General features: G+C 62.6%; 15 protein-coding genes and 1 pseudogene. 12 read left to right on the top strand and 4 right to left on the bottom strand.

Features of this window, described 5'->3' with window-relative positions:
• Positions 1 to 42: 42 nt before the first annotated feature.
• From AOQ71_RS13235 to AOQ71_RS43145, 7 genes are all read left to right on the top strand, one after another.
• A complete protein-coding gene (locus tag AOQ71_RS13235) occupies positions 43 to 630 on the top strand; it encodes a hypothetical protein (RefSeq protein ID WP_157083503.1) in 588 nt (195 codons plus the stop codon).
• A gap of 265 nt (positions 631 to 895) precedes the next feature.
• Positions 896 to 1,180 carry a hypothetical protein gene (locus tag AOQ71_RS13230; RefSeq protein ID WP_057747027.1) on the top strand — a complete coding sequence of 95 codons (285 nt, stop codon included), beginning with the start codon at positions 896 to 898 and terminating at the stop codon, positions 1,178 to 1,180.
• A 132-nt stretch (positions 1,181 to 1,312) separates the two neighbouring features.
• Positions 1,313 to 1,930 carry a recombinase family protein gene (locus AOQ71_RS13225; protein WP_057747025.1) on the top strand — a complete coding sequence of 206 codons (618 nt, stop codon included), beginning with the start codon at positions 1,313 to 1,315 and terminating at the stop codon, positions 1,928 to 1,930.
• 207 nt (positions 1,931 to 2,137) lie between these two features.
• Positions 2,138 to 2,737 (top strand): uroporphyrinogen-III synthase, encoded by a 600-nt coding sequence (locus AOQ71_RS13220; RefSeq protein WP_057747023.1) that lies wholly within the window; start codon positions 2,138 to 2,140, stop codon positions 2,735 to 2,737.
• Positions 2,738 to 2,805: 68 nt separating this feature from the next.
• Complete coding sequence (locus AOQ71_RS13215; RefSeq protein WP_057747022.1) at positions 2,806 to 3,900, top strand: XRE family transcriptional regulator; 1,095 nt, start codon at positions 2,806 to 2,808, stop codon at positions 3,898 to 3,900.
• Positions 3,901 to 4,070: 170 nt separating this feature from the next.
• Positions 4,071 to 4,985, top strand: a complete 915-nt coding sequence (locus AOQ71_RS13210; RefSeq protein ID WP_057747020.1) for a DNA-processing protein DprA — start codon at positions 4,071 to 4,073, stop codon at positions 4,983 to 4,985.
• Complete coding sequence (locus AOQ71_RS43145) at positions 4,960 to 5,607, top strand: hypothetical protein (RefSeq protein ID WP_057747018.1); 648 nt, start codon at positions 4,960 to 4,962, stop codon at positions 5,605 to 5,607. The genes AOQ71_RS13210 and AOQ71_RS43145 overlap by 26 nt, the downstream gene beginning before the upstream one ends.
• Positions 5,608 to 5,623: 16 nt before the next feature.
• On the opposite strand, the gene AOQ71_RS13200 is transcribed toward AOQ71_RS43145, so the two are convergent.
• The 4 genes and pseudogenes from AOQ71_RS13200 to AOQ71_RS47725 all read right to left on the bottom strand — a co-directional run bounded on the left by AOQ71_RS13200 (position 5,624) and on the right by AOQ71_RS47725 (position 7,486).
• Positions 5,624 to 6,187, bottom strand: a complete 564-nt coding sequence (locus AOQ71_RS13200) for a hypothetical protein (RefSeq protein WP_057747016.1) — start codon at positions 6,185 to 6,187, stop codon at positions 5,624 to 5,626.
• Positions 6,188 to 6,483: 296 nt separating this feature from the next.
• Positions 6,484 to 6,885, bottom strand: a complete 402-nt coding sequence (locus AOQ71_RS13195) for a hypothetical protein (RefSeq protein ID WP_063958231.1) — start codon at positions 6,883 to 6,885, stop codon at positions 6,484 to 6,486.
• Between the two features lie 87 nt (positions 6,886 to 6,972).
• A pseudogene (locus tag AOQ71_RS43140) lies at positions 6,973 to 7,038 on the bottom strand (SEC-C metal-binding domain-containing protein); the annotation flags it as partial.
• A 1-nt stretch (position 7,039) separates the two neighbouring features.
• Complete coding sequence (locus AOQ71_RS47725) at positions 7,040 to 7,486, bottom strand: hypothetical protein (RefSeq protein WP_245316866.1); 447 nt, start codon at positions 7,484 to 7,486, stop codon at positions 7,040 to 7,042.
• Between the two features lie 562 nt (positions 7,487 to 8,048).
• Here AOQ71_RS47725 and AOQ71_RS13190 point away from each other — a divergent pair.
• The 5 genes from AOQ71_RS13190 (at position 8,049) to AOQ71_RS13170 (ending at position 12,997) form a co-directional block, all read left to right on the top strand.
• On the top strand, positions 8,049 to 8,870 hold the full coding sequence (locus AOQ71_RS13190; RefSeq protein ID WP_162268353.1) for a transporter substrate-binding protein: 822 nt from the start codon (positions 8,049 to 8,051) through the stop codon (positions 8,868 to 8,870).
• A 63-nt stretch (positions 8,871 to 8,933) separates the two neighbouring features.
• Positions 8,934 to 9,596, top strand: a complete 663-nt coding sequence (locus AOQ71_RS13185) for an amino acid ABC transporter permease (RefSeq protein WP_057747011.1) — start codon at positions 8,934 to 8,936, stop codon at positions 9,594 to 9,596.
• Positions 9,597 to 9,602: 6 nt separating this feature from the next.
• The gene (locus AOQ71_RS13180) at positions 9,603 to 10,265 is read left to right on the top strand and encodes an amino acid ABC transporter permease (protein ID WP_057747009.1); all 663 of its coding nucleotides are present in this window, start codon (positions 9,603 to 9,605) and stop codon (positions 10,263 to 10,265) included.
• 11 nt (positions 10,266 to 10,276) lie between these two features.
• The gene (locus AOQ71_RS13175; RefSeq protein ID WP_057747007.1) at positions 10,277 to 11,047 is read left to right on the top strand and encodes an amino acid ABC transporter ATP-binding protein; all 771 of its coding nucleotides are present in this window, start codon (positions 10,277 to 10,279) and stop codon (positions 11,045 to 11,047) included.
• 438 nt (positions 11,048 to 11,485) lie between these two features.
• Positions 11,486 to 12,997 carry an amidohydrolase family protein gene (locus AOQ71_RS13170; RefSeq protein ID WP_157083501.1) on the top strand — a complete coding sequence of 504 codons (1,512 nt, stop codon included), beginning with the start codon at positions 11,486 to 11,488 and terminating at the stop codon, positions 12,995 to 12,997.
• Positions 12,998 to 13,000 lie beyond the last annotated feature (3 nt).

The following is a 13,000-nucleotide window of genomic DNA, read 5'->3' as shown; positions in this document are numbered from 1 at the left end:
GCCGAATGGCCGCGGGATCGCGCAGAGCGCATTCTGAGCGACATGGAGTGCGAAGCGCTGGCCGCGCTGAACGCGGCGGAGCTGCCGGAGACCAATGAACTGCGAGAAGCGAGGGCGAGCCTCGCGCGCCTGGGCACCGAATTGGCGAAGGCGCGGCAAGAGGTGGACCACCGCCGCGGCGTGGTGAGAAACGAAAGCCAGCGTAAGTCCGGCCCGATTGACCGCCTGCGTGATTGGTTTACCGGCGCGGGTGTCAAGAGGATGGCTATGGCTGTAGGCGCTCTTGAGCGCGCGGAGCGGACCTTCGACGAGATCGCTGACAAACACCGTCAGCAGGCCGAGTGGACCCGTCTTCTGACGACGGCCCACGAAATCCACGTGAAGGAACGGAGGGCACCTGCCGCGATAGCGGAAGGAAAGATGAAGGTCGTGCAGGAGGCGCGGCGCAGCCTTCAGCAAGCGCCGCGCGCGGTTCGATGGGGGCCGGTGGCGCTCATCGCCCAGGCAATGCGACGTGTGCACTACCGGCCTTACGTGCTCGCCGCCGAAGGAGAGGAAGCGGCGGCAAACCGTCCGGGTCGGGGCTGGGTCGACCTGTGGGGGATCCCGCGGCAGGGACCTCGCCAATAGCCGCTCGCGGCGCGGGACGGACAGGCGATCGGCCTTGTTTGCCGCTATACTGATTCCCGTTGCACGCCTTTCGTGGCTGGGCGCTCCAAGTCCACAACGTGCAGGACCAAACCCCGAACCAGCCCGGGCGCTCCGGTGAGCATTCGAGGGAACTTTAACACCGCGACTTCGCGGCTGTTGGACGTTTCCCCGGCTCGGCTCGGATGCCCCTCAGAAACCACCGCCAGTCTGCGAAGTCGCTCCACATCAAGAGGAGTGAATTTCCATGTCTACCGACGACGATATCGTGAAGGCTGACCTTGCGCTCGATGAACTGCCGCGCGCTCGGACCGAGACGCGCGAGCGAGCTTTGGCCATTGTGCGGCACCTTGCCAACACCACCGGCAATAACGGGTCCAGGACGGTCAGCATCGAGACCGCGCAGGCCGACGCATGGTTGAGCATCTGCGCGGTTGGCCAGTCCATCGACAAGCAGGGCCAGTGTCCGGACGAACTGTGGGAGAAGGCAATCGCGCTGACGCGGCGTTGGCGGCTCCTGCTGACGTTCTAGCTGGCCCGCTCGCCCAGTGCAGTTTGGGTCTACCCCAAGTGCACTATTTCGCGAGTGGTTCTTTAATTCGGTTTGACAGTCCAAATTGAACCGATATTATATGAACCATCCAAAATGAACCGAGGGGTCACAATGTTCGTTCGGGCATATCTTAGGGCTTCGACCTCCGAGCAGGATGCCAACCGTTCCCGCGAGCAGCTCCGGTCATTCGCCGCAGAGCGTGGCCTGACCATCGCGGCCTGGTACGTTGAGAACGAGAGCGGCGCGAAGCTCGCCCGTCCGGAGCTGTTCCGTCTGCTCGCCGATGCGCACCCGGGCGACGTTCTGTTGGTCGAGCAGGTCGACCGTCTCTCGCGCCTGACCGCGGATGATTGGGAGCGCCTCAAGTCGGAGATGACCGCACGCCGCGTGCGGGTCGTCGCGTTGGACCTTCCGACGTCCTGGATGATGGCAACGAGCTCCGGCGACGAATTCACCGGCCGCATGTTCGAGGCGATCAACGGGATGCTGCTCGACATGCTCGCGGCCGTGGCCCGCAAGGATTACGTGGATCGGCGCCGCCGGCAGGCGCAGGGGCAAGAGAAGGCGAAGGCCGAGGGGCGTTACAAGGGCCGTCCAGAGGACACCGAGCGCAACGCGGCGATCGGCCGAATGCTTGCTTCCAGACAGTCGTGGGGCGAGATCCAGAGCGTGACTGGATGCAGCCGCGCGACGATCGCCAAGATCGCAAAGCGCATCAAGGCAGCTTGAGGCCGGAAACGCGCGCCCGCGCTTGCGCGCCAACCCGCGTTCTGGCATTCTCCCTAAGTGAAACCATTAGCCAGTTTTTCAACAGATAAAATTGAATTAAAACAGTAAGTTACCAAAAACCTGCAACAAATCTGCAAAATATTCTTCGATTTTGGCACTTTCTGCGATAGGGTCCGGTACCGATTCACCAGGAGCCGAGTGCAAAACATGTCGCTGCCCGTCGAAAAGGAAGTCCGCGAGGTACTGGCGCCGTACAGCAAGCGGATCCGGAAGGTTCTTGACCGGGCCTTCAAGGACTTCCTGGCGAAGCGCGGCGCCGGCAACATGTACAAGCGGACGGACTCGGTCGACGTGTTCGACAGCCTGATCCGGGCCGCGGTCGCCGAGTTCAACGGCAAGCCCGGCACCGTGGTTTTCACCAGCGGCTCGACGGCGCGCTTCCTGTTCGATGGTAAGGTGCTGGTGCGGTTCAAGAAGGCCGTGAAGCCCGGCAAGGGCAGCAACATCCGGACCGGTGCCAACGACAACTTCCTCGACCCGGGCATCCCCTTCGCGGACGCGCCGTCTGCGATGAAGGTCGAGATCTGCTGGAAGGTGAATGAGCTCGGCACCGGCTATAAATCGGTGCATGTGACCGCCCGCAACGGCGAAGGCCACTTGTGGAGCTTCGAACTGCCGGGCGGCCAGCAGGGCATCATCGAATTTCCGCAGCAGAAATCCGCCGCTCCTCAGCCCCGTCGCCGCAGCGTGGCCAAGCTGAAGGACACGGCCAAGACCAAGAAGAAGAACGGCGGCGAAGCGTCCTGACCCGCTAAAGGCGGTTAACCGGACGTAAACGAGAATCGACGCCGACTGGGTGGGGTGAAGGATACGGAATGTCGAAGCCAGGTCTCATGCTGCGCCTAGCGCGGCAGTTGCGCGGATTCCCGCAGAACGAGGCGGCGGAATGCTTGCGCGTGCAGAACTCCGAACTGTCGAGGATCGAGAACGGGCTGAAGGAGCCGTCTGACCAACTGCTTGAAGCGGCCGCCGAGACGTTCTCGGTACCGGTGGAATTCTTCAGGCAGACCGACGTCATCTACGGGGCGCCCGTCAGCGTGCACGCGCCGATGTGGCGCAAAAAGGCGGACGTGTCGGCGACCGAGCTCCATCGCATCGTCGCCGAACTCAACGTGCGCGTCATGCACCTCCGCAAGCTGCTGGAGGCGACCGACCTCGAGCCGGTCAACAAGCTGCCGCGCTTCGACGCCGACGAGTACGACAACGACCCCGAGAAGATCGCCGGCCTGCTGCGCCGGTTCTGGCAGGTGCCGGACGGGCCGATCCACGACCTGACCGGGCTCGTTGAAGACGCCGGCATTATTGTCGCACATTCCGACTTGGGCGGATCGTCCGTTTCGGGCGTGCGTTTCTCGGTGCCATCGATGCCGCACATCATCGTTTTGAATCGCGCCCAATCGGCGGACCGTATGCGCTTCACGCTGTGCCACGAACTGGCGCACGTGATCATGCACAACTTCCCGACCCCAAACATGGAGGAGGAAGCCGACACCTTCGCGTCGTGCTTCCTGATGCCAACCGAGGACATCAAGCCGTACTTCGCCGGCCGCGGCCGCGTTGACCTGCGCTTACTTGCTGCTCTCAAGCCGGAGTGGAAGGTCTCCATGGGCTCGCTGGTGTTCGCCGCCAAACGCGCTGGCTTTCTGAACGAGACCCAGGCGCAGTACATCTGGAAGCAATTCAACATCCACAAGATCCGGCTGCGGGAGCCCCCCGAACTCGATTTTCCGGTCGAGGAGCCGCGTACGCTCTCCGATCTTGTCTCGCTGCACATCAATGACATGGGCTATTCGCTGGCCGATCTATCGAAGGTGCTGATGATGAACGAGACAGAGGTGGCCAAGACCTACTCCATCAATCTTCCGACGGACGGCAAAGGCCGCGCGTCGCATTTGCGGATCATCCAGTGACGTCGTCGTGAGGGAGATCCGTCCCGGCGTCGATGTGTTCTTGCTTTGTTCGAATAATTGAGTAGGCTGGCATTTGAACTTTTGGGCTCGAGAACGTTGGCTCCCCTGAAACTGGTGGACTTCGTCTCGGTGGATTCGACGCCGCCGCAACGGGTGGCTAGGGTTGGACGATGAACCTGCTTGCACGAATGAATGACGGGCCCGCCGTACGGTCGATCTCGCCGCGCAGGGAACTCGGAGCGTATGAGGCCCTGTGGCTTGAGAAGGGCGCGACGTTCAAGACGATCGCAGAGAAGTTTGCTTCCGATCCTGTCGCAGTGCCATCCGATTTCGTTCCGGGAGCTGTTGCGGACGCACGGGCCGCTGAGGTGCTTGCGGCGCTGAAAAAGGCTGGCGTCTCCAGGTTCGGCACCCGGCTCAACCTCACCGGCAACTATCCTCCGAAGCTTCGGGACGCGAGGCATCCGGTCGAGATGCTGTACTTCCAGGGAGCTTGGGAACTGGTCGAGACCCGTTGCGTCGCGGTCGTCGGCAGCCGCAACCCGAGCGAAGACGGCAAATTGCGCGCCGGCAAGCTTGCACGGGCGCTGGTCGAGCGCGGCTTCACCGTCACGTCGGGACTGGCGACAGGCATCGACACCGCAGCTCATACGGCCGCGATCGAGGCGAAGGGCCACACCATCGCGGTGATAGGCACGCCGATTGGGACCTATTATCCGAAGGAAAATCAGGCACTCCAGCGCAAGATCGCGGAGGAGCACCTGCTCATTTCCCAGGTGCCGGTTCTTCGCTACGCCAGCCAGCATGTGCCGCAGAACAAGCTGTTTTTCCCTGAGCGCAACGTCACTATGAGCGCGCTCACCGAGGGAACGATCATCGTCGAGGCCAGCGACACGAGCGGGACGCTCACGCAAGCTCGTGCCGCGCTTCAGCAGGGCCGCAAGCTGTTCATCCTGGATTCTTGCTTCAAGCGAGATGACATCACTTGGCCGGCGACGTTCGAGAAGCGAGGCGCAATCCGCGTCCGCGAGCTTGACGATATCTGGGGCGCGTTGGGTGATGGCACGCCTGCTCCAGCAAATTGACGAGACCAATCGGCGAGACCACTGGTACCTCGACGACGGGGACGATTGCCATTTCCTCTACGAATATACGGCCGGCCAGGGATGGCGCGGCGGTGAAACCAATCAGCTGATCCATAATCTCCAGAAGAAGCGGAACGACGGCGGGTACCACTACAAGGCCCCGGCGATCGCCAGGTGCGCGCGCGATCTCTCGTCTGTTCTGAGCGCGGATTGGCTGGCCCAAGCAACGCTGGTGCCGATCCCGCCGTCGAAGATCAAGACCGATCCGAACTACGACGACCGAATGGTGCAGGTGTGCCGCGGCATTCGCGCGCCGGCACCGACAGACGTCCGCGAGCTGGTGGAGCAGATTGCTTCGACCGACACGTTCAAGGGGGGACACCGGAAGACGCCGGCCGAGCTCAAGCAGAACTACAGGATCGCGGAAAATCAACTGCCGAACTTGCGCGGCATCGTCGGCATTTTCGACGACGTTCTCACGACCGGCTCTCATTTCAAGGCCGTCAAGGAAATGATCCTGGAGCGCGCCCCGCAGGCCCGCGTGATCGGTCTGTTCGTCGCTAGGCGTGCGATTCCATGCCCGTTCGACGAGGTCACCGAGGACGATCTGCTGAAGCTGTAGCGCTAGGATGGGAGCCCTAACCGGCCTTCGACTGTTTCATAATGCGCTCCATCCATTGCGTTCGTTGAGCTTCTTGAGCTGCTTGACTGATCGGATGGTCGATTTTCTTTAGGCCAAGGTGCCAGAGCATATTGATGTTTGCGAGATACAGCGCGACGTTCGCGTCGTTGTCGGAAATTATCCCGCTGGGGTTCGCGAACGAACCAATCTCTGTCGTCCAGAAGTCGCCGTTGGCCATGTCATTGCAAACATCCTGCAGCCGCTTAGACAAGTACGCAGTCGATGCAACTGAAAAAGGTGATATGATGCCGGTCATGGAGCCCTTTCGCTCACCAAACATAACGAAGTTCGAAAGAAGGCCTGAACAGTAAAGCTTATAGATCGGCTCGATGACTCGCTCGTCGTGATCCTCATCCCAGATAATTGCAAAGTCCAGAAACTGAGCCTCGCTGATTAGCCCGCCGTCGGCGTCCTGAAACGATACCGCGCGCAGCACCGAGTAATGCGTGCCGCGTCCAAGGTGGCCAACAGGCCCAATTTCGTCATGGAGTGTCTGAAAAAAATGCGAATAGGTGCGCATCGCGCAGCTCCTTTCGAGAGTGCATCACAGGCTTCCGCCAAGGTGTGCCTTGGATTTCGTCCGCGGCACGGTTCACGGTTCAAGCATCTCACGCACAGGATAAAAGTCAATGAACGCACTTCTCGCCAGTTCGAGAGGCGGACTTGGGGGAGGCGGCGTTTTGGGGAGATCTTCTGAAACCGCTTGGATAACAATGAGGAGCGGCCGCCCCAAATTGCGAGCTAAGCCTTTGGGGCTCCACAAAATCCCCAGTCCCCTAGGGAGCGCCAGTTTCAAGGCCGCGCCTCACGCGTAGCTCAGCCGGATCGAAGCCACTGCTCGGCGGTCAGGGCCTTCAGCTGCTCGAAATATCTGACATTCGGATCCTCGCCGGCTCCTGTTCCGGGCTTCGCGCCGCGCTCTTCGAAGTTGCGGACCAGGTCGTTCATGTGTCCGGCAAGGACAGAGCCGACCGCATGAATGGCCTCGTGGCGATCGAGCCCCTCGTCCATCAGTCGTTCCACCGTGCTTCGCACCGGCAGTTCGGGATCGGCAATCTGGCTCTCGACCACGGCATGGAGGGTCGCGTGCAGTTCTGGCCGCGGAAGGCGGATCCCCGCGCGTTGATGGTAATCCATCACGAGATCGATCCGTTCCTCCTCGTCCAGGGCAAGCCATTGCTCCGGGTCCGGTTCGATGAAGGGGTCGTACGCCAGCATCCTTCCTTCGGCTTCCTCGAGCGCCGACGAGACGAAATCCGGGGCATCGTCTTGGAGCAATCCGGACGACGACCCATCAAGCCGTTGCGCGTCGAGGCAGCACTTCTTGAACTTCTTGCCGCTGCCGCAGGGGCATGGGTCGTTCCGTCCGACCTTATGCGAGTTCATGATCGAGACTTTCGCTGACCCGGTCCTCTGGGATCCTCGCCCATGACAATATCGATTTCGACGTGCCGGGGAAACCTCCCTCCCGCAGGCCGCGGGCCGAACTGAGCGCACCGTCACCGAAATACGAGTGCGTTCTCCATGGCGAATTCGGATTGGAGACGCGGTAAGGGCGCACCAAACCTTGCTCCTTAATGACCAAGTTGATGCCACAAGCGCTTAGCAGTTCGTCGGCTGCAGTGACTCTTCGCACCGCTGAGCGGCTAAGCAAACATTCTCTCGATTCACCGAGATCAGCCAAGGCGTCGATCTGGCGATCTTTCGTTTGGCCCAACCGACCGGCGACCTTCGCGAAGTAATTTCGATAGATTGTAGCCGCGCCGGCGGCGATCGCGCAGGCTGGGCCCTGCGTTGAATCGCTCTGATAGATGGTCACGCCGTCTTCCGGAGTTCCATTTCCAACAGGTTGAACTGCGAAGCAACTTGAAAGAGCGCGCCAGCAAGTGCGCGTTGCCAGTGCATATCTCTGACGTCGCCGGTCAAAAGTCTCCGCAATGCAAAGCAGCGCATTGGTAGATCGTCGTCACAACGATTATGCGATGGCCTGCATCATCAACCAGAGATTAACATGATGCACTATGGCGAGACAGGCTGTGAAAGCCGTGAGCTGTCTAACGACGAATTCCCGATTGGATCGCGCATTCCGCGACAGCCGAAGTCTTCGTTCGGGTCCCGCCGCCGCAACCGGCGAGATTGGCCAGCTTATGGGTCTTGATGTGGGGGCGAACGGCCAGACCTGCCCGGTCGAATGACCTTGTGCGCGTGCGATGTTCTGCAGCACGACGCGAAATCGATCACCTACCGCCGAGATCCAGCTTCCACGTGTGCTCCAAAGCAGTTGACAAAGATCAGGGCATGTCCAAGGTTATCCGCTGTAGCGTTTTTATGTCTACTATAATGGACAAAAGGGGTAGAGCATGGCAATGATTCCGAAGGCAATGGTGCTGGGGCTCATGGCGACCGCGTCTGTCGGCCTTCTTCCGAACGGCGCGATGGCGGCCAAGCTCGACGACGTGCTGGCACGCGGCAAGCTCGTGGTGGGCACCGGCTCGACCAACCCGCCTTGGCACTTCAAGGACGCGTCCGACACGCTTCAGGGCTTCGATGTCGACATGGCCAAGATCATCGCCAAGGCACTGTTCGGCGACGCGAAGAAGGTCGAGTTCGTCAACCAGTCGTCTGACGCGCGCATCCCCAACATCACCACCGGCAAGGTCGATATAACCTGCCAATTCATGACCGTGACCGGCGAGCGCGCCCAGCAGGTCAACTTCACGATCCCGTATTACCGTGAGGGCGTTGGCCTGATGCTGAAGGAAGGCGGCCAGTACGCCGACTACGCCGCACTGAAGGCGGCCGGCTCGTCCGCGACCATCGCCGTTCTCCAGAACGTCTATGCCAAGGAACTCGTCCACAAGGCGCTTCCCAAGGCGAGCGTCGACCAATACGAGTCGCAGGACCTGCTCTACCAGGCGCTTCAGTCGGGCCGCGCGGATGCCGCCGCCACCGACCAGTCGTCCATCGCCTGGTACGTCACACAGAACCCCGGCCAGTACAAGGACGCCGGTTACGGTTGGAGCCCGCAGACCTATGCCTGCGCCGTTGCCAAAGGCGATCAGGACTGGCTGAACTTCGTCAACACTGCCCTGCACGAAGCGATGACGGGCGTCGAGTTCGACACCTACGCCGCCTCCTTCAAGAAGTGGTTCGGCAAGGATCTGCCGCCCCCGGCGATCGGCTTCCCGGTCGAGTTCAAGTAACCGGCTGAGCCGGCCGTCCAGGCTCCGCGCCCGCACCGCCCCACGCCCAAGCGAGTGATCCCGATGGGATACACCCTGAACTTCGACGCCGTCTGGCGCAACTTCGACAACCTCCTCTGGGGTCTGGGCCTCAGCCTCACCCTGGCCGTTGTGGCGATCGGGATCGGCTGCGCCCTCGGCCTGATTCTCGCCTTCGGGCGGATCAGCCGATCCCGGCTCCTGTCGGTGCCCTCGGGTGCCTACGTCACACTGTTCCGCAACCTGCCCCTTCTCGTTATCGTCCTGTTCTCCTTCTTCGCGTTGCCGCAGCTTGGGCTGCGTCTGTCGAAGGCGAACTCGTTCGTGCTGGCGCTGGCCCTGTATTCGGCGGCCTATCTGGCCGAGGTGTTCCGCGGCGGCCTTCTGGGCCTGCCCAAAGGCCTGCGCGAGGCGGGCCTCGCCATCGGCCTGACGGAAGGGCAGATCCGCCGTCGGCTCGTCCTGCCCGTGATGCTCCGAGCCGTCCTGCCGGCGCTGGGGAGCACCTTCATCGGCCTGTTCAAGGACACTTCGCTCGCCGCCGCGATCGCGGTGCCCGAGCTGACCTTCGAGGCGCGCAAGATCAACGTCGAGACCTTCCGCGTGATTGAGACGTGGATCGTGGCGAGCGGGCTCTACATCGCGACCTGCGCGATCCTTGCCGCCCTTCTGCGCCGCCTCGAAGCGCGACTCGCCGTTTCGAGGTAAGGCCCCGTGACCCCACCTCTCTCTTTCTTCGAGATCGTCTGGCTCGCGCGCTGGCCGTTGCTCTACGGCCTCGGCACCACGGTCGCGATCTCCGCCCTCGCCATTCTGGGCGGCACGGTGCTCGGCACCGGCCTCGGCCTCGCTCTAACCTACGGCAACCGCGCCATGCGGGGAATCGCCCGCGTCTACACCGACGTGATCCGCGGCACGCCGGTCCTCGTCCTGGTGCTGGCGAGCTTCTACATTCTCGGCACTGTCGGCCTCGATCTGTCCGCCTTCCAAGCTGGCGTCCTTGCGCTCACCCTGTTTTGCGCTTCGCATGTCGGCGAGATCACACGCGGGGCGCTGCAAACCCTGCACAAAGGACAAACGGAGGCCGCCAAGGCGATCGGCCTGACGTTCGGGCAAACCTTTCGCTACGTACTCGGTCCCCAAGCGCTGCGTCTGGCTCTCCCGCCGCTCATCAACACCGCGGCTGAGATGGTGAAGGCCTCGACGCTTCTCTCGGTCATCGGTGTTGCCGAGCTTCTCCTGCGCACGCAGGAGGTCATCAGCCGCGCCTTCCACAGCCTCGAATTTTATCTCCTCGCCGGCCTCCTATACTTCCTCGTCAACTTCGCCATCGAGCGCCTCGGCCGGTACGTCGAGCGCCGCGTGAGCCTCGCGTGAAAGGCGCTTTAATGACCGCGAACCTTCTGGAAATCCGGGACCTACGAAAAAGCTACGGTCCGGTCGAGGTGCTCAAGGGCGTCGACTGCGACGTGCGGGCCGGCGAGGTGATCTCGATCATCGGCTCGTCGGGCTCCGGCAAGACCACGATTCTGCGCTGTGTCAACATGCTGGAGGAGTTCGAGGGCGGCACGATCCGCATTGACGGCGAGGAGATCGGCTATTCCACCGCCGGCGGCCAGCGCAAGCGCAAGGCCGAGAAGGAGATTGCCCGCCAGCGCGCGCTCACCGGCATGGCCTTCCAGCAGTTCAACCTGTTCCCGCACATGACGGCGCTGGAGAACGTCACGCTCGGCCTGACACTCGTGCGCAGGATGGGCCGCGAGGAGGCGCGCGCCCTCGGCGAAACTTGGCTCGACCGCGTCGGTCTGCTCCAGCGCAAGGACTACTACCCCGCCAAGCTCTCCGGCGGCCAGCAGCAGCGGGTGGCCATCGCGCGCGCCATAGCCATGAGCCCGCGCCTGATGCTGTTCGATGAGGTGACCTCGGCGCTCGACCCCGAACTCGTGGCGGAGGTCCTGCAGGTGGTGCGCTCGCTCGCCGACGATGGCATGACCATGCTTCTGGTCACCCACGAGATGCGTTTCGCCTACGAGGTATCGAGCCGCGTCATCTTCATGAACGGCGGACGCATCGGCGAGGAGGGGAACCCGCGCGAGATGTTCGCCGCCCCGAAGACCGAGCGCCTTGCCGCATTTCTCCAATCCTCCCGCTTCAACTGACAACACAGGATACATACAGCACGACCCGCAAGCGCCATGGAGCCGGCGAGAGCGGCGAACGGAAAATCATCTCGCAAGGTCGAGGGGCACCTAATCGTGGGAGCGGCAGCGCTGGCAGCGCACTCGGCCTGTTCGACCTAGTTATTGGTCGGTGTTCATAAAGATGATTGGATTCATTTCAACAACATACGAGTTCGGTTCTGCTCTGAAGGCGGAGGGCCTGCTGGAACGATACAGGCAGGACGTGCGCGAGAAGTGATCGTGGTGTCATTTGCGCCCAAGAGAGTAGCGGCCTGACATCCTTGGCGGCGGCGGCCGGACCTCCGGTCCGGGCATGATGCATCGGCTTCCGTGGAGGTGGTCGTTGGCTTGGAAATCTGTCTCTATAGAGATGATCTCGCCTCCGAAGCTGCTGCCGGGCCTTTGGGGGCTTTGGAAATGGCTTGGCGGAGTGGCGATATGAGCGGTTTGGTGATCTCGGGCGGCCGGGTGGTGGATCCTGCGAGCGGAATGGATGCCATCGGCGACGTGGCCGTGGTCGACGGCAAGATCGCCGCGGTCGGCGCCTCGCTCGGCGGCGCCGAGCGGGTGATCGATGCAACCGGCCTCGTGGTCGCGCCCGGCTTCATCGATCTGCACGCCCATGGCCAGTCGATTCCCGCCGACCGCATGCAGGCGTTCGACGGCGTCACGACGACGCTGGATCTCGAGGCCGGCGTGCTGCCGGTCGGCTCCTGGTACGAGCGTCAGGCGCGGAAGGGCCGCGTGCTGAACTACGGCGCGGCCACCAATTGGGCCTTTGCGCGCATCGGCGCGATGACCGGCTCCAATGCGGAGAGCTCGCTGGAGGCGTTCGGCAATGCCATGCGCGACCGACGCTGGATGGATAACGTCGCGAGCGATGCCGAGGTGACGGGTATCCTCGATCGGCTTGCGCGCGGCCTCAACGAAGGCGGCATCGGCATCGGCATCCTGAACGCCTACGCCCCGGGCGCCGGCGTGCAGGAGCTGACCGCGGTTTGCCAGCTCGCCGCCAAGCAGAACGTGCCGACCTTCACCCATGTCGCCTACATGTCGCGCATCGACCCTGAAAGTGCGGCGGAAGCCTATATCCGCCTGATCGGCTATGCCGGCGCCACCGGCGCGCATATGCACATCTGCCATTTCAATTCGTCGAGCAAGACCGACGTCGAACGCTGCCGCGTGCTGATCGAGAAGGCGCAGGCGCAAGGCCTGCCCATCACGGTCGAGGCCTATCCTTACGGCACCGGCTCGACGGTGCTGGCGGCGGCCTTCTTCAGCGATCCCGAGTTCGTCGAGCGCAACGGCACCGGCTATGATTCCGTGCAGCGCGTGACCGACGGCTACCGCTTCCACGACCGCGAGGAGCTCTTGAAGGCGCAGGCGGAGGAGCCGTCCTCGCTGGTGCTCTGGCACATCCTCGACACCGAGCACAATGCGCATCATCGCGATCTGCTCGACATGTCGGTGCTCTATCCCGGCGGCGCGATCGCCTCCGACGCGATGCCGTGGACGACGTCGGACGGCAAGACCTACACCGGCGATGCCTGGCCGCTGCCCGACGATGCCACCTCGCATCCGCGCTCGGCCGGCTGCTTCACGAAATTCATCCGCGAATGGGTGCGCGAGCGCAAGACCGTGTCGCTGCTCGAAGGCGTGCGCAAATGCGCGCTGATCCCCGCCGAGATCCTGTCGCAGAGCACGCCCGCGATGCGCGCCAAGGGCCGGCTCGCCAGGGACGCCGACGCCGACATCGTCGTGTTCGACTACGAGAAGCTGTCGGACCGTGCGACTTTCACCGCGATGAATCGTCCGGCGGAAGGCGTGCGGCATCTCGTCGTCAGCGGTCAGCCGTTGATCACTGACGGGGTGCTGGATGTGGCGGCGCGGCCCGGAAAGGCCGTCCGCCGTCCCGTCATTGCGAGCTGATCC

It is taken from the genome of Bradyrhizobium manausense (assembly GCF_001440035.1).
Lineage (GTDB): Bacteria > Pseudomonadota > Alphaproteobacteria > Rhizobiales > Xanthobacteraceae > Bradyrhizobium > Bradyrhizobium manausense.
This window is presented reverse-complemented; position numbering and strand designations above follow the sequence as displayed.

Bases quoted from the DNA above. Each gene is read 5' to 3' on its own strand.
- AOQ71_RS13190 (WP_162268353.1), top strand. From the start codon at position 8,049: ATGGTGCTGGGGCTCATGGCGACCGCGTCTGTCGGCCTTCTTCCGAAC.
- AOQ71_RS13175 (WP_057747007.1), top strand. From the start codon at position 10,277: ATGACCGCGAACCTTCTGGAAATCCGGGACCTACGAAAAAGCTACGGT.
- AOQ71_RS13215 (WP_057747022.1), top strand. From the start codon at position 2,806: ATGTCGAAGCCAGGTCTCATGCTGCGCCTAGCGCGGCAGTTGCGCGGA.
- AOQ71_RS13210 (WP_057747020.1), top strand. From the start codon at position 4,071: ATGAACCTGCTTGCACGAATGAATGACGGGCCCGCCGTACGGTCGATC.
- AOQ71_RS43145 (WP_057747018.1), top strand. From the start codon at position 4,960: ATGGCACGCCTGCTCCAGCAAATTGACGAGACCAATCGGCGAGACCAC.
- AOQ71_RS13230 (WP_057747027.1), top strand. From the start codon at position 896: ATGTCTACCGACGACGATATCGTGAAGGCTGACCTTGCGCTCGATGAA.
- AOQ71_RS13195 (WP_063958231.1), bottom strand. From the start codon at position 6,885: ATGCTGGCGTACGACCCCTTCATCGAACCGGACCCGGAGCAATGGCTT.
- AOQ71_RS13225 (WP_057747025.1), top strand. From the start codon at position 1,313: ATGTTCGTTCGGGCATATCTTAGGGCTTCGACCTCCGAGCAGGATGCC.
- AOQ71_RS13235 (WP_157083503.1), top strand. From the start codon at position 43: ATGGAGTGCGAAGCGCTGGCCGCGCTGAACGCGGCGGAGCTGCCGGAG.
- AOQ71_RS13170 (WP_157083501.1), top strand. From the start codon at position 11,486: ATGGCTTGGCGGAGTGGCGATATGAGCGGTTTGGTGATCTCGGGCGGC.
- AOQ71_RS13220 (WP_057747023.1), top strand. From the start codon at position 2,138: ATGTCGCTGCCCGTCGAAAAGGAAGTCCGCGAGGTACTGGCGCCGTAC.
- AOQ71_RS13185 (WP_057747011.1), top strand. From the start codon at position 8,934: ATGGGATACACCCTGAACTTCGACGCCGTCTGGCGCAACTTCGACAAC.
- AOQ71_RS13200 (WP_057747016.1), bottom strand. From the start codon at position 6,187: ATGCGCACCTATTCGCATTTTTTTCAGACACTCCATGACGAAATTGGG.